Annotated in this window: 24 protein-coding genes and 2 pseudogenes; 9 read left to right on the plus strand and 17 right to left on the minus strand. The window is 70.1% G+C overall.

What is annotated here, in order from left to right; translation table 11 throughout:
• Nucleotides 1-284: 284 nt before the first annotated feature.
• From OG906_RS43555 to OG906_RS00975, 3 genes are all read right to left on the minus strand, one after another.
• The gene (locus OG906_RS43555) at nucleotides 285-920 is read right to left on the minus strand and encodes a DUF72 domain-containing protein (RefSeq protein ID WP_443067340.1); all 636 of its coding nucleotides are present in this window, start codon (nucleotides 918-920) and stop codon (nucleotides 285-287) included.
• A complete protein-coding gene (locus OG906_RS00970; RefSeq protein WP_329439006.1) occupies nucleotides 902-1,450 on the minus strand; it encodes a GNAT family N-acetyltransferase in 549 nt (182 codons plus the stop codon). Before OG906_RS00970 ends, OG906_RS43555 begins: the two co-directional genes overlap by 19 nt.
• 127 nt (nucleotides 1,451-1,577) lie before the next feature.
• Nucleotides 1,578-1,769: a DUF1059 domain-containing protein gene (locus OG906_RS00975; RefSeq protein WP_329439008.1), complete on the minus strand. Its 192-nt coding sequence runs from the start codon at nucleotides 1,767-1,769 to the stop codon at nucleotides 1,578-1,580.
• Between the two features lie 335 nt (nucleotides 1,770-2,104).
• On the opposite strand from OG906_RS00975, the gene OG906_RS00980 reads away from it, so the two are divergent.
• Nucleotides 2,105-2,302 (plus strand): hypothetical protein, encoded by a 198-nt coding sequence (locus OG906_RS00980; RefSeq protein ID WP_329439010.1) that lies wholly within the window; start codon nucleotides 2,105-2,107, stop codon nucleotides 2,300-2,302.
• A gap of 412 nt (nucleotides 2,303-2,714) precedes the next feature.
• Here OG906_RS00980 and OG906_RS00985 read toward each other — a convergent pair whose 3' ends face one another.
• Nucleotides 2,715-2,864: a hypothetical protein gene (locus tag OG906_RS00985; protein WP_329439012.1), complete on the minus strand. Its 150-nt coding sequence runs from the start codon at nucleotides 2,862-2,864 to the stop codon at nucleotides 2,715-2,717.
• Between OG906_RS00985 and OG906_RS43560 the strand changes: the two are divergent.
• Nucleotides 2,860-3,024 (plus strand): annotated as a pseudogene (locus OG906_RS43560) (IS5/IS1182 family transposase); the annotation flags it as partial. The gene OG906_RS00985 and the pseudogene OG906_RS43560 sit on opposite strands and share 5 nt — an antisense overlap.
• Nucleotides 3,025-3,092: 68 nt before the next feature.
• Here the strand turns inward: OG906_RS43560 and OG906_RS00995 are convergent.
• Entirely contained in the window at nucleotides 3,093-4,376 is a 1,284-nt protein-coding gene (locus tag OG906_RS00995) for a NucA/NucB deoxyribonuclease domain-containing protein (protein ID WP_329439014.1), read from the minus strand.
• A 194-nt stretch (nucleotides 4,377-4,570) separates the two neighbouring features.
• On the opposite strand from OG906_RS00995, the gene OG906_RS01000 reads away from it, so the two are divergent.
• Complete coding sequence (locus tag OG906_RS01000; protein WP_329439016.1) at nucleotides 4,571-5,839, plus strand: hypothetical protein; 1,269 nt, start codon at nucleotides 4,571-4,573, stop codon at nucleotides 5,837-5,839.
• 74 nt (nucleotides 5,840-5,913) lie between these two features.
• Here OG906_RS01000 and OG906_RS01005 read toward each other — a convergent pair whose 3' ends face one another.
• The 3 genes and pseudogenes from OG906_RS01005 to OG906_RS01015 all read right to left on the minus strand — a co-directional run bounded on the left by OG906_RS01005 (nucleotide 5,914) and on the right by OG906_RS01015 (nucleotide 7,244).
• Nucleotides 5,914-6,297 (minus strand): hypothetical protein, encoded by a 384-nt coding sequence (locus OG906_RS01005; RefSeq protein ID WP_329448215.1) that lies wholly within the window; start codon nucleotides 6,295-6,297, stop codon nucleotides 5,914-5,916.
• A gap of 66 nt (nucleotides 6,298-6,363) precedes the next feature.
• A pseudogene (locus tag OG906_RS01010) lies at nucleotides 6,364-6,605 on the minus strand (DUF4394 domain-containing protein); the annotation flags it as partial.
• A 15-nt stretch (nucleotides 6,606-6,620) separates the two neighbouring features.
• Nucleotides 6,621-7,244: a TetR-like C-terminal domain-containing protein gene (locus tag OG906_RS01015; protein WP_329439018.1), complete on the minus strand. Its 624-nt coding sequence runs from the start codon at nucleotides 7,242-7,244 to the stop codon at nucleotides 6,621-6,623.
• A 113-nt stretch (nucleotides 7,245-7,357) separates the two neighbouring features.
• Between OG906_RS01015 and OG906_RS01020 the strand changes: the two genes are divergently transcribed.
• Complete coding sequence (locus tag OG906_RS01020; RefSeq protein ID WP_329439020.1) at nucleotides 7,358-8,590, plus strand: alpha/beta hydrolase family protein; 1,233 nt, start codon at nucleotides 7,358-7,360, stop codon at nucleotides 8,588-8,590.
• Nucleotides 8,591-8,821: 231 nt separating this feature from the next.
• Here the strand turns inward: OG906_RS01020 and OG906_RS01025 are convergent, their stop codons facing one another.
• On the minus strand, nucleotides 8,822-9,805 hold the full coding sequence (locus OG906_RS01025) for a hypothetical protein (RefSeq protein ID WP_329447888.1): 984 nt from the start codon (nucleotides 9,803-9,805) through the stop codon (nucleotides 8,822-8,824).
• Between the two features lie 508 nt (nucleotides 9,806-10,313).
• Between OG906_RS01025 and OG906_RS01030 the strand changes: the two genes are divergently transcribed.
• Nucleotides 10,314-10,619 (plus strand): hypothetical protein, encoded by a 306-nt coding sequence (locus tag OG906_RS01030; RefSeq protein WP_329439022.1) that lies wholly within the window; start codon nucleotides 10,314-10,316, stop codon nucleotides 10,617-10,619.
• 298 nt (nucleotides 10,620-10,917) lie between these two features.
• Here the strand turns inward: OG906_RS01030 and OG906_RS01035 are convergent, their stop codons facing one another.
• From OG906_RS01035 to OG906_RS01055, 5 genes are all read right to left on the minus strand, one after another.
• Nucleotides 10,918-11,358, minus strand: a complete 441-nt coding sequence (locus tag OG906_RS01035) for a hypothetical protein (protein WP_267802954.1) — start codon at nucleotides 11,356-11,358, stop codon at nucleotides 10,918-10,920.
• Between the two features lie 115 nt (nucleotides 11,359-11,473).
• Nucleotides 11,474-11,701 (minus strand): hypothetical protein, encoded by a 228-nt coding sequence (locus tag OG906_RS01040; RefSeq protein ID WP_267829777.1) that lies wholly within the window; start codon nucleotides 11,699-11,701, stop codon nucleotides 11,474-11,476.
• Nucleotides 11,702-11,944: 243 nt separating this feature from the next.
• Nucleotides 11,945-12,715 (minus strand): isocitrate lyase/PEP mutase family protein, encoded by a 771-nt coding sequence (locus tag OG906_RS01045; RefSeq protein ID WP_329439027.1) that lies wholly within the window; start codon nucleotides 12,713-12,715, stop codon nucleotides 11,945-11,947.
• A 255-nt stretch (nucleotides 12,716-12,970) separates the two neighbouring features.
• Nucleotides 12,971-13,384, minus strand: a complete 414-nt coding sequence (locus OG906_RS01050; protein WP_329439029.1) for a hypothetical protein — start codon at nucleotides 13,382-13,384, stop codon at nucleotides 12,971-12,973.
• A gap of 293 nt (nucleotides 13,385-13,677) precedes the next feature.
• On the minus strand, nucleotides 13,678-14,448 hold the full coding sequence (locus OG906_RS01055; RefSeq protein WP_329439031.1) for a 2OG-Fe dioxygenase family protein: 771 nt from the start codon (nucleotides 14,446-14,448) through the stop codon (nucleotides 13,678-13,680).
• Nucleotides 14,449-14,689: 241 nt separating this feature from the next.
• Between OG906_RS01055 and OG906_RS01060 the strand changes: the two genes are divergently transcribed.
• From OG906_RS01060 to OG906_RS01075, 4 genes are all read left to right on the plus strand, one after another.
• The gene (locus OG906_RS01060; protein ID WP_402306601.1) at nucleotides 14,690-14,983 is read left to right on the plus strand and encodes a cadmium resistance transporter; all 294 of its coding nucleotides are present in this window, start codon (nucleotides 14,690-14,692) and stop codon (nucleotides 14,981-14,983) included.
• Nucleotides 14,984-15,432: 449 nt separating this feature from the next.
• The gene (locus tag OG906_RS01065) at nucleotides 15,433-16,830 is read left to right on the plus strand and encodes a uracil-xanthine permease family protein (protein ID WP_329439032.1); all 1,398 of its coding nucleotides are present in this window, start codon (nucleotides 15,433-15,435) and stop codon (nucleotides 16,828-16,830) included.
• Nucleotides 16,827-18,221: an amidohydrolase family protein gene (locus OG906_RS01070; protein ID WP_329439034.1), complete on the plus strand. Its 1,395-nt coding sequence runs from the start codon at nucleotides 16,827-16,829 to the stop codon at nucleotides 18,219-18,221. Before OG906_RS01065 ends, OG906_RS01070 begins: the two co-directional genes overlap by 4 nt.
• Complete coding sequence (locus tag OG906_RS01075; protein ID WP_329439036.1) at nucleotides 18,218-18,928, plus strand: sulfite exporter TauE/SafE family protein; 711 nt, start codon at nucleotides 18,218-18,220, stop codon at nucleotides 18,926-18,928. Before OG906_RS01070 ends, OG906_RS01075 begins: the two co-directional genes overlap by 4 nt.
• On the opposite strand, the gene OG906_RS01080 is transcribed toward OG906_RS01075, so the two are convergent.
• The 3 genes from OG906_RS01080 to OG906_RS01090 all read right to left on the minus strand — a co-directional run bounded on the left by OG906_RS01080 (nucleotide 18,912) and on the right by OG906_RS01090 (nucleotide 22,629).
• The gene (locus OG906_RS01080; RefSeq protein ID WP_329439038.1) at nucleotides 18,912-19,979 is read right to left on the minus strand and encodes a LacI family DNA-binding transcriptional regulator; all 1,068 of its coding nucleotides are present in this window, start codon (nucleotides 19,977-19,979) and stop codon (nucleotides 18,912-18,914) included. The two genes, OG906_RS01075 and OG906_RS01080, sit on opposite strands and share 17 nt — an antisense overlap.
• 257 nt (nucleotides 19,980-20,236) lie before the next feature.
• Nucleotides 20,237-21,493 (minus strand): MFS transporter, encoded by a 1,257-nt coding sequence (locus OG906_RS01085; RefSeq protein ID WP_329439039.1) that lies wholly within the window; start codon nucleotides 21,491-21,493, stop codon nucleotides 20,237-20,239.
• Entirely contained in the window at nucleotides 21,490-22,629 is a 1,140-nt protein-coding gene (locus OG906_RS01090; RefSeq protein WP_329439040.1) for a PLP-dependent cysteine synthase family protein, read from the minus strand. The genes OG906_RS01085 and OG906_RS01090 overlap by 4 nt, the downstream gene beginning before the upstream one ends.
• Nucleotides 22,630-22,956 lie beyond the last annotated feature (327 nt).

Below are 22,956 nucleotides of genomic sequence, written 5' to 3' on the forward strand. Positions count from 1 at the left end.
CTGGCTCCACAGCTGCGGCTGCTGACCACCTTGACCTCCTTCGCCACGGCCGTGGACATGACCTTGGCCGATCTGCACTGGGAGGCTTGCCTGCGGACGCGGCCACCAGCGAGCTGCTGCGCCGCCGGGAGGCTGCCCGGACGGCAGCGTGCCGGTGTGGAGAAGTGGGCTTCACCCAAGGCGTATGCCAGGCGGAAGAAGGAGCCGATGCCGAATACCGCAAGGGCAACGAGCGTCGGCATGGCGTTGGCCGCCGGAGTGCCCGTGCCGCTGTGGCCGCTCCGCTATTCGGGCCCGCGCAACATGGAGGGCGGGTCCGCTCCGAGGATGCGCCGCATCGTACCCGCTGCCCGCACGGGCGCATCGGCGCAGCAGTTGTTGAACAGGACGTGCACAGAGCCTGCTTGCCGCGACATCGCCCGCACACGTGACACCCACGGTGTCAGCTCGGCCTCAGTATCTGTGTGGCGGTAGCTCTCCTCCTTGCTCCCGCGACCGGTGGAGCCCCACCGGGGGCTGCGCCTTGGGCAACCCGGTGTCGGCCCGTACCCGAGCGGGATCGCCCTGTTGCCGCAAGTCGGCGGGGAGCGCTGGGGCCCGGGCCCCACCCTCAGCCGAAATCCCCCGCCACCGTGTCGAGCAACCGCACGCCGGAGCGCCGTCCCTCGATCGACAGCGTGGGCCGCGCGTTCGGGGCGCCGACGGACTCGCGGACGCCACTCCCCTCCTCGTCCCTGCCTCCTACAGCCACAGACCTCGGCCGAAGCAGGAGCAGACGCGACAGCCCCCGGGCAACGGCGGGCGGCACTCGCCGGGGCGTTGTCGATCCGCGGAAGATCGTCAGCGAGCCGGCCCCGCACTGCTCCATGCGTCCGACAACGGGCATCTGCCGGAGGGGCATTCAGCGTGTGTCCGGCCATTCCTCGCGCAGCATCCCAAAGAGCACGGTGTCGTGCCGCTTGCCCTGAACCAGCACGGTGGACCGACGTCGCCCCTCCTCGCGGAAGCCGGCCTTGGTGAAGGCTCGGACCGCCCGCTCGTTGCCGCTCCAGGTGTCGAGTTCGATCCGGTGCAGGCCGAATACGCCGAACAGGTGCCGCACCAACAATCGCAGCGCTTCGGAGCCATGGCCGCAGCCCCATCGGTCCCGCTCTCCAATGGTGACGCCGACCGTGGCCAGCCCTGCGAACGGGTCCAAGTCGCGGTAGTCCACCATGCCGATCACCGTGCCGTCGGCCAGGTCCTCGACCGTGAAGACGGCCGATTCCCTCGGGTTCAGCCGCAGCATCGTCTCAAAGCCGAGCGCGATGGCCTCCGCCGTGACCGGGCCGAAGCACGGGTTGCCGCCGGCGGCCCAGTGGACCACTTCCGGATCGTTGCGCCACCGAACGTGATGCTCCGCATCCTGCGCGCGAAGTGCGCGAAGGCTTACCAACTCTCCCTTGATCATGAACAGAGCATAGATCTCGGGGCACTGTTGACGATCTTGAAATCGGTGCCCCGTACCCGACCCGCCCCCATCCCCTCATCCTCTTCGAGCCAGTCCATCCCATGGGCTGGCCGGTGAGGAGCTGTGCTCAGGTGTGCTGGGGCACCTCGTCCTTCAGGAGGCCTCGCATCGAGGCGCGAAATTCCGGAGTGTCTTCATGACCGTGCACTGCGACAGCGTGCGAAGTCGCTGCCCGCAGGACTTCTTCCTCCTCGCCCGTGATCGTCAGCGTGCAATGCATTTCGCTGGGGTGCTCCCTGCAGTCCATGACCTTGCGCATGGCGTGCCTCCCGTGCTGGTGGCGGTGCCGCTGACGGCGCCCCCGGAGGGGCCCTGGATGCGAGGGCCGGCGCATACGGGGCTCTTCCGACGATCCTCCTTCTCAGCCGAAAACGAAAGCTTCGGCTGAGAAGCTCACGGGCGCGCCCGCCACCGCAGTGCGGGAGCTCACTGGCTCACTTCGGCATCAGCGCCGCGGCCCGCGTATCGTCGCATCCACGATCGGGCGCAACACCATCCTCCCGCCACCATCAGTAGTCGCCAAGGTGCGCGACGTAACGCTCTGTGTCAGCTTGGGCGGGAGGAATCCACACCCCCACGCACCGAGGAGCCGTCGTGGGCGGTACGCAGGACAAGCGCCAGGAGCCGGGCAAGGGCCGCGAGGAACAGCAGCGCCCACAGCGACCCGGTCAGGACCCGGTCCACCCCGAGCCGCGCACCCCCTCGCGCGGCGGGGAGCGCCCCGAGGATGTCGAGCGCCGCCGCGAGGAAGACGCGCACGACGATCGCTACCTGCGCGACGACGCGTTCTGAGCCCGGCGGTACACCACGCACGCAGAGCCCGGCCGGGCTCGTAGTCACCCGGCCGGGCTCTCTCACGCCCGCCCGACACGCTCGACTCGCCGGTACGAGGGCTGCGGCGGCGCACGATCCGCGACGACCGGTCCGAGGACACCGCCTACAGCCAATGGGTCAAGCCGCGACCGTTGTCGTCGTTGTATGCCCGCGGAGAGCGTCGAGACCGAGCGTAATCTCCCCCGCCGGCCGCGGATGGCGTCTGCGGGTGCACCGGGCCGGAAGCCCGGCGGCCCGGTTTCGCAGCCTCTGTCACGCCCGGTCCGCCCGTCTGGATGCTCCGCCGCGAGCCCCTCCGACGGGGCCAGTCAGGTGCCGTGGAATTCTCACCGCGCCTACTCCAGGGGGCGTGCGGGACGGTTCGGGGTGGTCAGCGGTTGTCGTAGAGTTCCTGGTGCATCTGGGGCTGGTCGTCCTGGTCGTGGGTGAGGGCGAACTTCTGGATCTCGTTGAAGCTTTTCGAGCCGATACCGACGATCCCCTTGTACGGGTTGACGCCGGGGGCCTTCTTGATGCCCACCAGTTTCGAGAAGGCCCGCTACGTTCGCAGGAACGAAGTGGAGTGGCTGATCGGAAAGTTGAAGACCAACCGGGCGGTTGCCGCGAGGTTCGACAAGCGGGCCTGTGCCTTCTACGGGACTGTGACCGTTGCGGCCATACGCCTGTGGCTTCGTGCATGACCCGCCAGACGGAACCCAGCTGGCCCCTGGTCTGCCTCCCCGGGTGCCCGGGGAGGCAGACCCGCCGCCTACGCGTCGATGATGACCTCGAACTCCTCGCCCTCCATGATGCGGTCGGACGTCACCGCGCTCCCGAACTCGGAACCCGCAGCGGAGTTGTCCTTGTCGTCGACATGGGCCCGGATGCAGGGCGCGTTGGGCGGGGTGCCCCGGTCGACCTGGACGTTCGCGACATCCCAGACGCCGTTGACCTCGCGCGGGGTGATGTCGATGCACAGGGCACCGTCGTTCCCGCCCTGCACTGACTTGGCGAACGGGTACTCGTCACACGAGTCGTTGGGGATGCCGGTGGCACCCCGGGGAAACTTGTACGGCCCACGGTCACAGGTCAGGGCACGCCTGCCCTTGGCGTTCGGGTCAAGAGGGTCGACATGCCACCGGTTCAGCAGGTGGCCGGGGGTGCCGAAATTGCCCGTGAGGTTCTTCTGCGCCCACTCGTAGGCGACGGCCGCCCCTTTGTAGAGCGACCGGTGGTATGTCACGTTGGCCGTGTGCCCGTCCACGATGCATCCGGGCCAGCTCCCGACCTTGTCGTCACAGCGCACCTTGGGGCCGGGCCAGTCCAGGCGGGTGTTCACGGGCCGCCCGCCGCCCGTGACGGTCTTGATGGTCCCGATTACGTGGTAGGAGGGCTGGACGATCGTGTCGAAGCCCTTGCCGACCGACGAGCTGTAGGAGAGGGTCCCGTCCTCCCGGCCCTGGCCGTTCTTCAGGAGCACGGGCGCGCCGCCCCAGGCCGGTGCCCCAGCCGTGCACTGGCCGCTGCACGTGGCGTTCAGAGCCATCGTCACAGCGGCGATATTGGGCGTCATGTCGGTGACATGGATCCTGATGTCCTCCATCCACTGTGCTTGGGGCAGGGAGTTCATGGCCGCTGCGGCGAAGACCACGACATGGGCCTGGCCGTTCACCTTGTTGTCCGTGCCAAGGGTCACGTACTCGGCCAGGTACCGCGTGCAGTACGCCTTGCGGGTCGAGGGGATGGGGTCGAAGGGCTTATTCGGGTCGTCCTTGAGGCAGAGGTCCGCCCCCGGGTTGGCACGGGCCACCCGGGGGGCCGCGGCGGGCACGGCGGCGAGGGCGGAGGCGGTGGCCGGTCCTGTCTTGATGCAGGCCCAGGCCATGCCCTCGCGCCGGAGGTCGGGCCCGGTTTCCGTACAGTCGCCGTGGCCCTGGGGGACTGTGCGGCTCGTGGGCGGTTGGGCGGCGGCCGGCTGGGCGCCCACGCCGCACAGGGCTGCGGTGAGGGCGAGCGAGGCTATCGCTGCCAGGCCGCGTCTGACGTGTTTCAAAGGTGGTCCCTTCCTCCGGCGGCCCCGTTGCGGGCACACCGAAGGCATGCAACCGGTCAACTCCCGTTCATGCCAACCGAGAACGCGACAGTTCGTGATCGTGTTTGGCCAGTTGTGGTACAGACCTGCCGCCCCCGGCGGCGCTAGTTTCACTCACACTCACCTCACAGATCGCACACAGGGGGAAAGCAACGATGCGCCGCACAAAAACCCGCCTGGGCAGAGGGCTCGGAGCGCTCATAGCCACCGCGACGGCCGCCGTGGGCCTGGCCGCCACCCCGGCCGCCGCCACCCCGGCCGCCGCCGGGCGGGCGGTCCAGCCCGGCCAGACCTGTGCCGCAGCCGATCTCGGCACACGCCACCCGGTCATCAAGACGACCGAAGTCACCCCGACGATCACCCACTTCAAGGGCTGGTACGTCACCCAGGGCTCCACCGGCAGCCATACCGTCACCACCAGCACCCAGACCACCATCTCGGTATCTGTCGGCCTCAACGGCACCGTGCAGGGAAGCTTCGCCGTCGAGGCCCTCGGCAGCGTCGGCGCGAGCCTGGGCCTGAACGTGCAGGTCAACTACTCCTCCACCAGCAGCGAGTCGAACTCGGTCTCCTGGAACTTCTTCGAGCCCGGCTACTACGGCCTCTACAAGGGCACCAAGAAGGTCACCGGCACCTACGGCAGCCTCAACTGCAACCGCATCCAACAGGGCGACGGCAGTTGGGCACTGAAGTGGACCGAGGGGCCCGACACCGGCAACTACACCACCTACACCGCCCTCGAAGAAGGCGCGGTGCGCTGCGAGGACAAGGTCCCCGCCAACAGCATCATGGCCAAGGCCCAGGGCCTGTTGGACTGCGGCTCCCCCGCCGCCACCGCGAAGCACCCGGCAGGTCCCGTCCCCTCGGCCAAGGCCGACCAGGCCAAGCACGACGCCGACAGCGCCGCAACAGCCGCCAAGGCCGCCCAGAACATCAAGGCCCCGCAGGCCGCCAAGCCCACCCCGCGCGCCGCCCTGGACTGCCAACCCGGCGCCTACAAGATCGACGTCCCCGGCAAGCCCCTGAACTGGAGTGCACCGCTCCTGGCCAACGACGGCACTCGCCTGCGCCAATCCAATTGGACCAGTGCCCACCTGGACAACTGGCGCCTGTGCAACGTGACCGAGCGCAACGGCGTCATCGAGGCGTCCCTGTGGAACTGGGGCAACGGCGGATGCGCGACCATCCCGGCGAACATCGCCAACCAGGAGCAGGCCTACCTGACAACGGCCACCTGCGGGGAAGACGACCTCCAGCGGTTCTACATCTACCGCGACGTACCCGGCAGCACGAAGATCGGTCTGCAGAACAAGTACACCGGCTCCATGATGGGCCACGACCGGTACGCGGATGGGGAACTCATCCGCCAGTACTCCAGCGGCAGGCAGGACGGCACGGGTACATACACCCTGACCGGAGTCTGACGGCCCCCACCCGGTGAGCGCGGCCCCGCACGTGAACCCGTGCCTCCCGGTTCCGTGCGGGGCCCTCCGCCTCTCTACGTCTCCGGGGCGAACCGGTGCCGCTGCCCGCACGGACAAGGCGCCAGCACCCACGCACACCCACGGCACAGCTCCACCCGGCCGTGCCCGCTCGAGTTCGACACCAACGGCCTCTCGTCCGCGCAGGCGGGGCAGCCGGGGAGATCGGCGCCGTCCAGAATCGCGTTCTGTCGCCGGACGCACTCGGGCAGCCGCAGCGACGGATGGCGAACCAGGTCTTCGTAGCAGGCGCGGTTCGGGCCCTCCCACCAGCTCCGCAGCCACCACGGTCGCGGGTTCACCACAGTCCGCCGCCCGGCCCGCTTCTCCGCCCGGTGATGCGCGGCGTACTCCTCCGCCCGCGCGAGCCACAGCACCCGCGCCTCATACAGTTCCTCCACCGCCCGCACCAGCGCGTCCGGGTCCGCTTCCAGCCGTCGGGGGATCGCGGCGCTGAGCGTGCGGTGGTGGTTGGTGCCGGCGTCGTCGTAGATGTCGAAGCCGGCGTCCGGTCCGGCGTTGACGCTCAGGTTCCCGATCGGGGCGAGGTGCCGGCGTTGGCCGGGGACTGGAGCGAGGTCCGGTCGGCCATCGTGTCGAGGTCGAACAGCGAGGTCGCGGTCGCCACGTTCAGATCGTTGTTGGGGTAGGCGGCGCCGGTCACTCCCACGGCAGCGGAGGGCGGCGTGAGCTTGGGGATGTCGGTGCCCGCCGGGCCGGTGGGTCAGGCGGCGAAGGCGGCGAGGAGCTTGTCGGTGAGGCGGTCGAGGTAGTCGGGGCTGGTCGGGGCGTGGAGGACCGCGAGGCGCCAATAGAGGGGTCCGGCGAGGAAGTCGAGTGCGAGTTCGCGGTCCACTTCGGTGGGGAGTTCGCCGCGTTCGACTGCCCGTTCCAGCAGGCCGGTGGCCTTGGCCCGGCGAGGATCGCGGACGGCCGCGAGGAGCGCCTGCGCCAGCTCGGGGTTGCGGGTGCTCTCGGCGAGGAGGTCGGGGATGATCTTCGAGGGCAGTCGGTGGCTCAGCCCGTTGGCAAGGTCGGCGAGGAAGGCTCGTACGTCGCCGCGCAGGGTGCCGGTGTCGACAATCTCGGGTGCGTCCACGGCGACCGCGGAGATCAAGGCGACGGTCATCTCCAGTTTGGACGGCCAGCGCCGATAGATGGCGGCCTTGCCCGCTCCTGCTCGCTTGGCGACCGTTTCCAGGGAGAGCCGCGCGTAGCCGACCGAGGCAAGTTCCTCGAAGAAGGCGGCCGAGATCGCCTGGGTCACCGAGTCCTGGAGCACGGGCCCTCCGGGGAGTCGGCGCTCAGGGGTGGGGGCGGGGCTTTGAGGCGTGGGCGCGCTGGGCATGCCCCTGAACCTACACCAGACGGAACGCTTGCGTCTCGACAAGGCGAGGGCTACGGTCTTGCTCATAGCCGAGACGCACCCGTTCCGTCTCGACAGTGAGTTGGAGGTACACCATGCGATTCCTGTACGAGGACGAGTCGTTCTCCTTCGAGACGTTGCGCGCGGCCGGGTTCGCCAACTACGGAGGCTCCGACCTGGGCGAGGTCCTGGCCACCGTCCGGAACATCGGTGAAGACGACGAGGAGGCCTGGCTGCGCGAGTGGAAGGCCACCGCGGAGCGCGTCCACACCATCGGCAGCCGCAGCCTGGCGGCAGGGCACCGAGTCAGCGCCCGCGAGGCCCTGCTGCGCGCGTCGAACTACTACCGCACCGCCGAGTTCTACCGCCGCGACGACCCCGCCAACGACCCCGAGGTCAAGCACCTGTCCTCCCTCTCCCGCGAGACCTTCGCGGCGGCGGCGGCCCTGATGGACACCCCCGTCGAGGCCGTGACCATCCCCTACGAGGACACCAGCCTGCCCGGCTACCTCTTCCTCGTCGACGAATCCGGCGCCCCCCGCCCCACCGTCATCTTCACCAGCGGCTTCGACTCCACCCTGGAGGAGGCCTACTTCGCCGTCGCCGCCGCCGCGCTGCGCCGCGGTTACAACGTGCTGGCTTACGACGGCCCCGGCCAGGGCGCGGCGCTGCGCGAGCAGGCACTGGTCTTCCGCCCGGACTGGGAGGCCGTGGTCACCCCCGTGGTCGACTACGCGCTGACCCGGGCCGAGATCGACCCCGACCAGCTCGTCCTGCTCGGCTACAGCCTCGGTGGTTACCTCACCGCCCGCGCCGCCGCCCACGAACACCGCCTGGCCGCCCTGATCCTGGACGACGGCCTCTACGACTACTACGACGCCCACACCCAGGTCATGCCGCCGTTCTTGCGGGAGTGGGTCGAGACCGGACGCGACGACCTCGCCAACCCCGTCGCGAGCCTGCTCATGAAGGGCAACACCCAGCTCCGCTGGGCCCTGCGCAACGGAGTGTGGGCGTTCGGTGCCGCCTCGGTCGCGGACTACATCCGTCGCACCGCGGACTACACCCTCGACGGCGTTGCCCAGCTCATCGACTGCCCCACCCTGATCCTGGACGCCGAGAACGACCAGTTCTTCCACGGCCAGCCCCAGCGCGTCCAGGCCGCTCTGACCTGCCCGCACACCCTGATCACCCTCCCCGAAGCCGAAGGCGCCGGCGAGCACTGCCACATGGGAGCCATGTCCCGTTTCCACCAGATCGCCTTCGACTGGCTCGACACCACCCTGGCACCTGCCACCCAGGACCCGGCCACCCAGGCCACCGGCTGAGAGGGCGGTGCCGAGGTCGCCTCCGAGATGGTCGTGATCGTTCTCATCGACAACCGCTGTGCCGATCCCCAAGGCCGTATGGCCTCCAACGGCCCCGGGGTTGTCCTGAGGGCGTTCACGACTCTGCCGTGCGGTCCCCGTAGGTCATGTGGTGATCACATCGCGAGGCTGCGCCCCGCTGGGAGCGATCGGTCACTCACACGCGTCTGAGTGGCCGCACTCGCGCACGTGTCATGCCGGGGACTTCTGCAGCCAGTCCGCTTCGGTGGTCCAGAACATGTGGCGCGCACCGAGGTGGTCGTGGGCGAAGTCCGTGAACCGTTCGCGGGTGTACGGCTTGCCGGTCTTGGGATCCTTGGCGTTGATGTCGGGTTCCTGGACGGCCATCGCGACGAGGGGCAGGACATCCTTGTACGCGTGGAGGAACTTGTAGGAGTTCTCCATCTGGTACTTCCGGTCCGGCAGGGTGTCCGGTCCTCCGATGCCGATCTTCTTGTCCCTGGCGAGGTCGAACATCTCCTTCATGCGCTTGTGGTCGTCGTCATCCGGCAGGAAGTTGATGTACTGGATGAACTGCGTCTTGGTGAAGACCTTCTTGCCGTAGCGCATGTTGTCGATCTCGGCATCGATGTAGGACTTCGAGGTGTACTTGGTCTGATCGTTCTTGGTGTCCACCTCGACCGCAGTCTCCGGAAGGTTCACGCCGGCGAGCTTGCCGTCGAACTTCTCCGCCATCGCTTTCAGCATCGCCTGGAAGTCTGATCGCACCTCTTTGTTCCACTGCGCGGCCATGGCCCCATGGGTGGTGGGGTTGTCAGGGTTCTCATCGACCGTCGGCGCGACCCCGCCCTCGTCCTTCACGTATTGGGGAACGTTGGCGTCCTTCATGGCTACGTCGAAGAACCGATCCTGAACCTGGACGAACAGCTTCTTGTGGCGTTCCTGGAGATACTTCAGGGCACTGTCCAGCCGCGACCACTTGTACTCCCCCTTATTCCCCTCAAGGGCCTTCCAGGGCGCCACCACCTGCACGCCGCCGATGTCCGTACGGTCAATCATGGCCTTGACCTTCGGGTCCTCGCCGGACACGGCATCCTCGAATGCGCCGAGCGACATGTACAGATTGTCCGTCACCTTGCCGTGGGACACCGAGACGGCGGCCTTGCCGGAGGCGGGAGCCGCGGCGGCCGGCCCAACGGTGACCGTCAAGGCCACGGCCGTGAGGACAACAGATCCGAGTGCATCACGTTGCATCATCATGGACGAGACGCTAGGGGGACTTTCTAAGTGAAAGATAAGAGCGTCCGTCGCGGCCGTACGGGGCCATCCAGGCGGAATCGACCACGCACTTGTGGGGGCGGCGTGTCAGCGATGTGTGTGTAAGTCGCCTGGTGTCAGTGGATGCTGAGCCGGTCCAGGAACACCCGGACACGACCAACACCCCTCCCCCACCGGAGCTCGCTGCTGCTCCCCACAGTCTCGCCACTGGGCGCCCGCCCTGTCTTCGTGGAGGAGCCGGCCCCGCCTGAGCGCAGGGAAACAGGGGGATATCCCCCGATCGAATCCGGAGGAGGCCTCCGGCGCGACCACACCCACCCCGCCCGCCGGCACGGCAACGAAAGGCGGGCAGACCGACGCGCTCCGCGCGCTGGAGCGCGCCGCGGGCCCCCTGCGCTCGACGGAACCCGGCGGCAACACCACGGACCTACGTGCGCTGGACGCCATGATCGGCGACGCCGTCTTCGAACGGGTGCTCGCGTGCGTCCGTACGAGCAGCCCCCAGAACGTCGCACACCTCACGGAGCTGTACGCGGGCCTGCGCCCCCTCGACGACGTCTTCGTCCACCCCTGCAAGCCCGTCGCCGAACGCCGCCGGGACGCCGCCACCGCCCAGCAGGCGTTCGACCTGGTCACCGCGTACAAGGGGGCCGGCGGCGACGTCTACGGATGGGCCGAACAGCACGCCATCACCAGGGCCTACGACATCCTCATCCACCTCAACCGGGTCCACGCGGCCACCAGTTTCTGAGCCCGCCGCCGCGGCACGTCATCGTTCGTCTTACCGGTAGGGGCCGACCTGAGCACAGTCAGCGGGTTTGGGGGTGCGCACCTTCGATCGCACTCGCGGTCCCCCGCTGAAGGCGACCGTCCAGGCAAGGATTCAGCCGCTCTCCCCTGCACCTCCCCACGCCCGGCATGGCATGGGGAGGTGCTGCGCCGCGCGTCTGTTCGCCAGGCTCGCCGGCTGATTGGCGAGGCCTTGGGGCACGGGACGGCCAGTTGGTCGGCCACCGTCTCGACGCAAGTGTGCGCGGCTGGTTCTCCGGTCAGCGGCGGCCGGCGGACAGGATGACGAGGAACTGGCCGCCGCCCGCCTCGATGGCGGCGGTCACCGGCATCCCCGGTACCAGTCGGGAGAACCGGTCCACCAGCCAGTCCGCCGCCTCTTGCGCGTCCTTCTTGGTCGGACACCGGCCCACGATCTCGCGGCCACCTTTGCGCTCCAGCCTGTCGGCCACGGCGATCAGCGGTGCGGGTTCGATGACGTACAGGCGCTCAGGCCAGGCGATGACCACCTTGACCGCGCCCTTGCGGGTGTTGCACCCGCGGTGCGCGAGCCGCTCGGCGACCTTGGCCTTTCGGTCGGCGGTCCGGCTGTCGACACTCGGCCCCCGCGGGTCGTTCACAGACTCGTCGGGGTCGACCGGTTCGTCACACACCCAGCACTGCCAGCCGTCGCGCTCTGCCACATCATCAAGGAGACTCATTCGAGCAAACTACCTGGCCGGCAGCCACCCGCCGTACCAGTGCCCGAGAAGGCGCAGCGGCCGTCGGCGAAGCCGGGGGCTCGGCCGGCGGACCGGCCGCACTGAAGTCCGCCGGTCAGGCGACCTCCTGGCGCTGGGGCGTCTTCCGCGTCTTCACCCCGACGGCGATGAACGCCAGCCCCACGGCGACGATGCCGAGGTAGGCGGTGGACGGAAGGTCGACGACCTTGTGCATCCAGCCCCACTCCGTGCCGAAGAAGGTCTGCGAGGCGAAGCTGACGAGCCCCTGGGCTCCTACGACGTAGCCGATGCTTTCGAGGGTGTATCCGATGGTTGTTCGCACGGATCAACCCTCTCGTGGCGGTGTCGCAAGATCGTCCTCCACAGGGCCGAGAACTCAGTAGGCCAAAGGATGCAGTTGGGTGCAGAGAGCACCGGCAGAGCATCCCACCGCGGCAGAGGGGTCGCCCTTCTCCCTGGGCATGCCCTGCCTCTCCCGGCTCACCGCCCGCGCAGGCCAAGCTACCGACTGGCCATCACGGGAGTTCGGGGTGTGCCCTTCTCCCAGGGCGCACCCGTCGCTCGATCAACTCTTCAGGGCGCCCCACGGCCCGAGCATGTCCTTCATCGCATCCGTCATCGCGAACTGGAGCAGCGGGCCGTAGGTGATCCGGCCGACGCCCAGGCGCCGAAAGCGCTCTAGATCGTGTTTGACCGGATGGGCGGTGGAGTTCACGGGAACGGCGACAGCGCCGATCACCGCCACGAGGAGGTCGTCGTTGTCCTGGATGCCTACCGGGTAGACGCTGTCGGCGCCTGCCTGCTCCATGGCCCGCAGGCGCTCGATCGCCTCGTCGAGGACGCCGGAGGCATCCTCCGCGTACAGGAAGAGGTCGGTGCGCCCGTTGACCCAGAGCGGGACCCCCGCGTCGTCAGCGGCCGCGCGGAGGCCGGCGATGTAGCTCGCGTGCTCCCGCGTGTCGCGCACGCGTCCGCCCTGCGAGTGGACGGTGTCCTCGAGGTTGAGGCCGGCCCCGCCGGCCTCGATGAGTCCGGCGACGAGATCCGCAGGCTCCTGTCCGTACCCGGCCTCCAGGTCCACGGATACGGGAACGTCGACCGCCGTGATGATCGGCCTGACCGCGGCGAGTACCTCTTCGAAGGTCTGCCCCTCGTGGTCGTCGGCCCCTCGGGATTCGGCGAGCGGATGGCTGCCGACCGTCAGCGCGGGGAACCCGGCGTCGGCTGCCGTCCGGGCGGACCAGACGTCCCAGACGGTCGGAAGCACGAGCGGCTTGTGCTCTGCGTGCAGTTGCTTGAGGCGTTGAGCACGCTCAACAGTGGTACGAAAGTCCATGTCGAGGACGCTACCCCCGAATCGCCACGAACAACGTGCCGGCGGGGCCCCGCCCGATGACGGAACGATGCAGCTTGCTTCCCTGCCGGGTCGGGGGTATCGACCGCCGGCCGTGCGGGGCAGCGATCCGATCCGCTTCCCACGCCCCCGAGCTGCCGCCCCGCCGACGCATCCCTCCGACCGACACCATCACCGACCGGTGACTCACCGGCGAGTGACCCCGTATCCGGCCGGAGGGCTCGTGCGGCCACGGCTTCACAGGATGGTGACCACCCCGCTCGCCGGGGTGGCCCGGACCGCCGGTGTTCCGCCGGCGTCGTAGAGAACCTTTCCGGTGGCGGTGTTCACCGTGGCCGCGAACAGTTGCTCGCGACCGCCGACCGCGGCCCTGACGAAGTAGCCTCCGTCGGTATCACGCTCCAGCGCGATGAACTCGATGTCGGCGCCCCCGGACACTTCGATCACGTCGTCGGCACCGAAAGTGCCTTCCGTGTCGGGGGACGTGGTGCCGGATTCGGTGGGCGCGCCGACTTCGTACACGGCCACGATCCGCCCCGAGGGATCGACGACGTTGAGCCGGGCCGGAATCGAGGTCCCGCCCATCGCCACGAGCACGGGTGCCTCGTCGCCGTAGTACAGAGCCAGCGTCGCCACGCTTCTGTCGGACACAGCCACACCCCTTGGCAGTCGAGCGTTCACGGAACTTGGGCGAACCTGTCACGGACTCGACTCGACGGGGCGAAGCCCCGCGCACCGTGTTCCGATCATCCGATTCAGGCCCGCCGCATACGGGTGCCCTCCCGCTCGAAGTTCAACCTGTGTGCGAGGAATTGTTCAACCTGTGTACGAGGTGACTTCCTGGAGCGCGACTCGGGCGTCAGACGGGGCACAGCTCGCCGAGTGGCCCGGCCACGTGGTCGTGTCCCGTGTTGCGCGTCAGGGATCGGCTCCGGTGTTCGCGTTCACAGCTGGGGGACGTACGGGGCGATGCCGACGATGATGATGGATCGCTCGCCCGGTCCTGGCGCGGTGCCGGCGCGGACCGCGCCGACGTAGTGGCTGACTCTGTGGTCGTGGACGGCGTACCCGTCCAGTGGGTCGGTGAGGGTGAAGCGGGCATGGAGGTCCGCCCACGGGTCGTCGGGCTGGAGGCCCGCGCTGTCCGGTGTGGCGATGACGTTCTGGCCGCCGCTGACGTTGGTACGGCTGATCAGGTGGGCGAAGGTGAACGTACTGGACGAGCCTCCGTCCTGGTGCAGGCAGTTCGGGGAAGAAACCGCGTCCTGGCCGGGATGGTCGACGCCGAGCTTGATCAGGTGGACGCCCGCCCACAGCGGCCGTCTCCCCAGATTCCTCAGGAACAGGACCTGTTCGATGTCCCAGCGCAGGAGCCTCTGCAGCAGAGCGTTGCCGCGCAGCGCCTCGGGAATCTCGGGGAGCACACGCCGCTTCCGCGGCTCCTCGGGGACGTCCTCGCCCTGGGAGAAGTCGGTGGCCAAACCGTGCACGGGATCGGGGGTTCCGGGAATCCAGGACAGCTCGCCCGTCCACGGCAGGTACACGGCGTGGGAGTACCGGCGGAACCGATTCGTCCCCGGAGCGTACGGGTCGGGTGGCAGATCCGCGCAGACCTCCCGGATCCTGGCCAGGTCCTTCGTGGCGGAGCCGGCCGGGGTGATACCGAGTTGCTCGGCACCGTAGCGGGCGAATCCGCGCTCGCGCAGACCGTCCATGCCCGTACCTGGTCCTCGCTCATCGGCATGCGGCCGCCGCTGAAGCTCAGTCTTTTCCACGTGTTCCTCCGACAGGTCACCACCAGGACCATGGCGCCCGCGGCCCGTGCCGACCTTACGCGGCCGGCCGCACACGGATCACGAGAGGCAACAGCGCTGAGCTTGAGGCCGGCGAGAGGTGCGGGGCGGGCTCCCGGTAGCGTCGCCCGGGTCACCCGCCCCGAAGGAGAGGCACCCACTCGTGGGCCTGGGCATCGTCGGGCAGGCCGCCGGGCTGTTCGCCGTCACGAACATCGACGACATCGTGATCCTGGCGCTGTTCTTCGGTCAGGGGGCAGGCCACCCGGGCTTCACCCGGCGCATCGTGCTCGGCCAGTACCTGGGCTTCGCCGCGATCCTCGCCGTGGCCGTGGCCGCCGCGTTCGGCGCCACCTTCCTGCCCGAGTCGGCGATCCCCTACCTGGGTCTGCTTCCCCTGGTCCTCATCGCCATCGGGCTGCTCATCCTCATGGAAGGCGGCGCATTCGGCCTGTGACGCGGCTGAACCCCGTTCGGTTCTCGACCACGCCCAGGTATCTCGCCGTCTCGTGAGCACGGTGCGCCTCGTCGTCGTACAAGAAGCCCGGCTGAGCAGCTTCGACGCCGACATCGCCCTCGACCAAGAGCGCGGCCACGCCGAACCACGAGTCCACTGAAACCATTCGGCACCGCCGCGTCCGCAGGCCCTCGACCAGCGCACCACCTCGTCGATCGATGCCTTGAGGGCGTGTCAGGGCGTTGTCGTCGCAGAGCCGCGGTGGCCGGCGGCCGTGGTCGATCCCGGTCGCGGGGTGCTGGGGAGCCTGCGTGTCAGGGGTCTTGACGGGGGTTCGGGACCCTCACATACTGGCGGCCAAATCGATTTGGCCAAATCGATTTGGCTCTCCGTCCAGGGCTGGATCGCGGCTGAACCCAAGCGTGTCGAACGCCGATCGGAGCTCGAACGTGTCAAGTCCCCGCCCCACCGTTCCCCGTACGCGGCAGCAGGCCGGCGACGCCGACCGCGTCGTCCACCCCGTCGACGAGTCCCGGCCGCTCGGCCGGATCCTCCTCTTCGGCGTGCAGCACGTCCTCGTCATGGCCGCCACGCCCATCTCGGCGATCTTCCTGATGAGCGCCACCCTCCGCCTCGGCCCGGCGCTGACCGTCAACCTGCTCTCCGCCGCCTTCGTGCTCTCCGGCATCGGGTCCCTGGTCCAGTCGCTCGGCCCCTGGAAGTTCGGTCCCCGCCTCCCCTTCGTGATGCTCCCGGGCGGAGCGCCGCTCATCCTCTTCCTCGCCATCGCCGAACAGCACGGCCTGCCCACCGCCACGGGTGCGGTCGTCCTCACCGCCGTCTTCTCCTTCGTCGTCCTGCCCGTCTTCTCGCGGCTGTTGGCCTTCTTCCCCGCCCTCGTCATCGGCACGATGATCGTCATCGTCGGCGTCAACCTGGTGAAGGTCGGCGCCGTCCTCGTCACCGGCCGCCCCGGTGAGCCCGGCTTCGCCGATCCCGTGAACCTGGGGCTCGGCATGGCCACCATCGGCTTCACCGTGGTCTTCTACCTGCTGTCCACGGGCATCCTGCGCCAGCTCGCCGTCATGCTGGGCCTGCTCGCCGGCACCGCGCTCGCCGCCGTGCTCGGCGCCGTCGACTTCAAGGGCGCGGGCGGTGGCCTCTTCACCGTGCCGCAGCTCCTGCCCTTCGGCTCACCGCGGTTCGACCTCGTCGCCGCACTGCCCCTCATGCTCTACAGCCTCGCCTCCATGGCGGAGGCCACCGGCCAGACCGTCATCAACGCCGAGGCCGTCGGCAAGGAGATCGACCGGCGCACCGCGGTTCCCAAGACCATCCGCGGTGACGCCCTGACCTCCGTCGTCGGCGGGTTCTTCGGTCTGCCGCTCATGGTGACGAGCGGCGAGAACATCGGGATCGTGCGGGTCACCGGCGTACGCAGCCGCTACGTCACCGCGGCCGCCGGCGTCGTCCTCATCGTCATCGGTTTCCTCGCGCCCGTCACCCACGCCATCAGCGTCATCCCGTCCGCCGTCATCGGCGGCACCGCCATGGTCGTCTTCGCCGTCATCACCGTGCTCGGTGTGCAGATGCTCGGCCGCTGCGACCTCGAACAGCACACGCACACCTTCGTGTGCGCCGTCGCCCTCGCGTTCGGACTGCTGCCCATCCTCGTCCCCGGCGTGTACGCGGGCTTCCCGCCGAACCTCCGCATCCTGTTGGAGAGCGGCGTCGCCGTCGGCGCGTTCGTGGCCGTCGTGCTCAACCTCCTCTTCCACCACATCAGGCCCGGCATCGCCGCGCGCGTGGCCGCCGCCCGTACGGAAAGCGACAACAGCAACCGATGAATCAGCCACTCCGTGAACTCCTCGACGGGACCGGCCCGTTCCTCCTCCTGCCGGACGCCGTCCTGCTCCCCGAAGGCCCCGCCGAAGGCATGGCGGTCCTCGTCGCCGACGGGTCCTTCGCAGCCGTCGGCGACGCGGCGCAGGTCCAGCTCACCCACCCCCGTCTCGACCCGATACGCCTCCCCGGTCACCTGCTGATGCCGGGCTTCGTCGACGCCCATCACCACCTCACCCAGACCTTCGGCTCGGCCCTCGCCTACGGGGAGCCGTCGGAGATCTTCCGCCGGGTCTGGGTGCCGCTGGAAGGGGCGCTGGACGAGGAATCGGCGTACACGGCGGCGAAGTTGGCGGCGCTCGAAGCGCTGCGCGGTGGCTTCACCACCGTGACCGATGCCGGGAACCGCACCGGCGTGGACGTCGACGTGGTGGCCCGCGCCGCACGCGACGCCGGCATCCGCTGCGTCCTCGGGCTCGTGTGTGACGACGTGGAGCCCGGCGGCGCGGGCTCCGGTGGCGCGCAGCGGGAGGAACAACACCTGGCCCGCTACGAGGGCGACGCCCTCGTCCACGCGTCCCTGGCGGTCTCCCTCCCCGAGGCCGCCACCACCGCCACCCTCCGGCGCACCGCGTGCCTGGCCGCCGAAGCCGGGGCGATCGTCCAGATCCATGTCAACGAGCACCTGGCCGGTGTGGAACGCTCCCTCGTGCGGCACGGCCTGCGCCCCTTGGAGCACCTGCACGACATCGGCGCCCTCGGTCCCCAACTGCTCGCCGCGCACGCCACCTTGCTCACCCCCCGCGAGTTGACCCTGCTCGCCGACACCGGCACCGCCGTCAGCTACAACCCCGTGGCCAGTGCCTGGAAGGGCAACGCCGTCGCCCCGGCCGCCACCATGGCGGAGCGCGGCATCCGCTTCGGCCTGGGCACCGACGGCACGCGCGGCGACGGCTTCCGGCTCACCGAGGCTGCCGAGTTCGCCCAGCGCCTCGCGTACGGCCTCGCCACCGGAGACTCCTCCTGCGGCGCCGGCTGGACCTGGCTGGAGCACGCCACCCGGGGCGGCGCCGACGCGGTGGGCCTCGGCGCCCGTACCGGCACCATCGCTGCGGGCCTGGCCGCCGACTTCCTCCTGGTCGACGTCACCAATCCCGAACTCGCGCTGTCCTGGGACCTCCCTTGGGAGCTCGTGCGCCGCGGCAACCGCGATCAGATCAGCGCCGTGTTCGTCGCGGGCCGGCTGCGCATGTGGCGGGGCCTGCCCACCGGCTGGGACGGCCCGGCGCTCGTCCGGCGGGCCGCCGGCCTCGCCCGCGCCGCGGTGGCACGGGCCCCCATCACCCGGGCCCACCCCACCTCCACCACCGCCCGCGAACGAAGCACCGCGCGATGAGCCCGGACACGCTCGCCGTCCTCGCCATAGCGGTCGCCGTGGCCGCCTTCGTCCAGGGCAGCAGCGGCCTCGGCTTCGCCCTGATCGTGGCGCCGGTCGCCGGGATCCTCGACCCTGACCTGCTTCCGGTATTCGTCCTGGCGGCGATGATCCCGCTGAACCTGTACGTCGCCTGGCGGGAGCGGGGCTCCCTCGACCTGCGGGGCGCCGGCTGGATCACCGCCGCCCGACTCGCCGCCACCCCCGGCGGCCTCGCGCTGCTCTGGCTGATCCCGGACCGCAGCATCGGCCTGTTCGTCGGCGGCGCCACCGTCTTGGCGGCGGTGGTCAGTCTTGCCGCGCCCGCCTTCACCCCCGGGCGGCTCGCCTACGTGGGGGCGGGCGCGGTGACCGGACTGACGGAGACCGCGACCGGCGTGGGCGGTCCGCCGCTCGCCCTCGTGTACCAGCACCGGCCGCCCGCCGAACTCCGCGCGACCGTCGCGGTCTGCTTCCTCATCGGCGAAGTGGCCTCGCTGGTGCTGCTGTTCGCCACGGGCAAGGGCCATCCGCAGGAACTGGGCCCGGTCCTCCTGCTGCTGCCCGCGATCGCCGCCGGAGCCTGGCTGAGCCGGCTGGTCCACCACCGGCTCGATGCCCGCAGGATGCGGCTGTTCGTCCTGGTGTTCGCGCTGGTCTCCGGCGTCGTCCTCATGCTGGGGGTGTGAGGGGAAGCGACGCCGGCGGGCCGGCCCGCAGCGACGAGGCCCGTACCACCAACCGCGGCGCGGGCGGGCCGGCCACCGACGCGGTGGCCGGCCCGCCCGCCAAGCGTCCGAGCAGCAGCTCCACCGCGTCGGCCGCAGCCCGGTCCAGGTGCAGGTCGACGGCGGTCAGCAGCGGGTCGCAGGTCCGGGCGCGGAGCCCGTCGTACCGGGTGACGACCATGACGTCACCCGGTACGGACCGCCCGCTCTCCCGGATCGCCCGGACCGCACCCACCGCGAACACGTCCACCAGCGCACATACCGCGTCGATCCCGGGATGCTCCTCCAGCAGCGCCGCACACCGCTCGTGGCCGGCCTGCTCCCCGCCCTCCTCCGAGGCGGTCGCCACGACCGGCGGCCATCCGTACCGCTCGGCCATCCGCCCGTACGCCTCGCGCGCGTCGACGGAGGAGTGCCGTTCGCCGGACCCTATGAGCAGCGCCGGCCGCCGGGCCCCCTGCTCCCGCAGGTGCGCGAGCAGCATCTCGGTCACCAGCCCGCCGCGCAGGTCGACGTACGGAACCTCCTCGCTCGCCGACACGGGCCGGCCGAGCGCCACGTACGGCAATCCGCGCTCCTTCAGCTGCGCCACCGCGGGATCGTCGACGTCCGGCTCGACGACGATGGCGCCGTCGATGTCGACGGAGTGCAGCCCGGATCCGGACCGCACGGGCGGCACCAGCACGAGCGCGTAGTCGTGCAGGAGCGCGCTCTCGGCCGCCGCGGCGGCGATCTCCATGTAGAACCCGAGCCGCGAGGTCCCACCGGCGACGGCGAAGGGCATCGAGGAGGCCAGCGCGATGGCCTTGGCCTGGCCGCGCCGCAACCGCTGCGCCCGCAGGTTCGGCCGGTAGCCCAGTTCGGCGGCGACCTGCTTGATCCGCTCCCGGGTTCGCGGATCGACCTTCCCGAGTCCGTTGAGCGCGTGCGACACCGTCGTACGCGACACCCCGGCGACGCGCGCCACATCGGCGATCGTCGGAGGCTTGGACTCAAGACCGGACGGCGTCATCGACGCGCACACTCCCCACGGCTCGACTACGACTGACCCCGCCATCTTCCCCGACGCGGGCCCGATCATGGAGTGCCGTCCGACGGGAGATGCGGGGTGGGCAGGACCGTCCTGCGGTGTTTACCCGGTTTGCGGTGGATGCTCGTCGGGGGTCTCCGCGATGCGGCGGGCCGGGCGCGGCAGGGCCGCGTGCCGTGTCCAACGAGGTCCCCGCCGCCTCCGTGTGGAGGCGGCGGGGACGTCTCGGCGGCTGGTCCTCAGGCTGAGGAGAGCACCTGTGCCGGCGGCGTGAGGCGTCCGGTCCGACTCAGGGCAGCGACGGCGGTCGCACAGCCGAGCCCCGTGGCGGTGAGTGCGAGCCAGGGCATCCACAGGGCTTGTTGGCGGACGGCGAAGTCCCACAGCGCGCCGGTGACCAGGTTGCCGAGGGTGATACCCAGGCCGGAGACCGTGTTGTAGAGCCCGTAGTGGGTGGCGACCAGGCGGTCTCCGGACAGGGCCACGACGGTGTCCATCTCGAACGGGTAGACGATGGCGCCGCCCATGGCGAGAAACACCACGGCCACCGTCAAGGAGACCAGCGACAGATACGGGGCTCCGGACGGAGTGATCACCAGCGGGAGGAAGGCCAGGCCCATGGCGGCCAGCCCCCGTACCAGGGCCTGCCCCGCGGTCCAGTGTCGCTTCGCCCAGCCCGTCAGCCGGAGCTGCCCGGCCACGGCGACAGCCGCCGATACGACGAACAGGCCGCTGGTGGCACGGGTTCCGGCGACGTCACCGAGGGCGTCTCCGGCGGCCAGCGGCAGGGCGAGGTACACCTGGAAGGTCAGGACGTAGGAGCCGATCATCGCGATCGAGAAGAGCAGGAACGGCCGGTTGGCCGCGACGGTCCGCCACTGCGCCAGTACGCCTTCCGCGGGTCCGCCCGGGGCGGCGTTGCCGCCGCGGGCGGGCAGTGCACGCCACTGCAGCAGGGTCAGCGCGGCGAAGATGAGAGCCGCGGCCGCGCATACGGCGCGGAAGTCCGCGGCCAGGAGGGCGAGTCCGACGAGCGGGCCGAGGAGCATGCCGGCCTGGTAGTAGACGTTGAAGGTGGCGAAGGCGTCCACGCGCCGCTCCCCCGCCTCGGCGGCGAGGTAGGCCCGCACGGCGGGGTTGAAGAGGGCGCCGGCGAACCCGGTGGCGGCGGAAGCCACGATGAGCGCCGGCAGGGTGTCGACCCATCCGAGCAGTCCGAACCCCAGGGTGCGGAGCAGGCAGCCGGCCATGATCGGGGCCTTGTAGCCGTAGCGGTCGGCGAGGGTGCCGCCGATGAGGAACATGCCCTGCTGGGAGAGGTTGCGTACGCCGAGCACCAGGCCGACGGCCCAGGCGGCCAGGCCGAGGCTGCCCGCGAGGTGGGCGGCCAGGTAGGGCATGAGCATGTAGAAGGCGAGGTTGATGGCGAACTGGTTGGCCATCAACAGGCGGACCGCAGGTGTGAAGGAGGCGGTCTGGTGCCACAGTGCCTTCATCGGGACGTTCCGGCCTGCTCGTTGCGGCGGGTGGCGCCGAGTGGGTCGAGGACGGTGGTGCACCGGGTCCAGCGGGTGATCGTCTTCTCGCCCTGGTAGGTGACTTCGTCGGGCTCGTCGGCGGGCCGGTGGTCCAGTAGGTCGTGCGCGACGCAGTAGGCGTCGTCGAAGACGGTGCCGACGTAGCGCTGGGGTCCGTCGGGGAAGACGGCGACGATCTTCGATTCCGGGGGCATGGTCTTGGCCAGCCACCGGGCCGTGAGGCCGACCGCACCGACGCTCCAGCCGCCGCTCGCGTAGCGGTTGCGTGCGAGCGCTCGGGCCGACCAGACCGCTTCTGCGGCGGAGACCCAGTGGACCTCGTCGAACAGGTCGTAGGCGACGTTGCCGGGGAAGATGCTGCTGCCCAGTCCGCGCATCAGGCGGGGAGCGGCGGGCTGGCCGAAGATCGTGGAGCCGGTGGTGTCGACGCCCACGACCCGCAGGTCGGGGAAGAAGTCGCGCAGGACGGAGGCGATGCCGGCGGAGTGTCCGCCGGTGCCGACGCTGACGACCAGGGCGTCGATGCGGCCGAGCTGGGCGACGAGTTCGTGGGCCAACGGCCGGTAGGCGGCGACGTTGTCCGGGTTGTTGTACTGGTCGGGGCACCAGGAGCCCGGCTGCGCGGCGAGGAGTTCCTCGACCCGCTGCCGGCGTGCCTGCTGCCAGCCGCCGACGGGGTGCGGGGCGTCGACGAGCTCGACGTCGGCCCCGTAGGCGGTGAGCAGGCCCGTCATCAGCGGCTCCGTACCGGGGTCGGTGACCACGGTGACGGGGTGGCCGAAGGACACCGCGGCGAGTGCCAGGCCGAGGCCGAGCGTTCCGGAGCTGGACTCGACGATCCGTGCGCCGGGACGGAGTTCACCGCGTTCGCGGGCGGCTTGGACCATGTACAGGGCGGTGCGGTCCTTGATCCCGCCGGGGTTGCAGCCTTCGAGCTTGGCCCAGAACCCCCGCCCGGCAGCGGTGAAGGGCTCCCCGACCCACAGGGTCGGGGTGTTGCCGACCAGGCCGGCGGGGGTGAGCGTGGGGCGCTTGGTCTCGGCCAGGAGTTGGGCGGGCGATGCGGAGAGGGTGAACGGGGCAAAGGAGTTCATGGTGTGCTTCTCCCTCGGCCTGGGCGCGTGCGAGGACGCGCGGGCGGCCGTGCTGGGGTACCGGGGGGCTGACCTGGAGAACCGGGCCGCACGGGGTGAGCGTGCTCACCGTCGGGGGTCCGGGTTCTGGGCGGGTCAGGTCCGCCACACCCCCAGCAGTGCCCGGGCTTCCGCTGCTCTCGCAACGGCGGGTGTCACACCGAGTGGTGCGGATCGGCCGGCGTCGTACGCGTCTTCGGCCAGCGGCTCGGCCGGCAGGGAGAGCAGGGAGCTCTTCGACGGAGCTGCCACGTCTCGGGGCGACTGGAGCGTTGGCTGGTCCGCGTC

This window comes from Streptomyces sp. NBC_01426, assembly GCF_036231985.1.
Classification (GTDB): Bacteria; Actinomycetota; Actinomycetes; order Streptomycetales; family Streptomycetaceae; genus Streptomyces.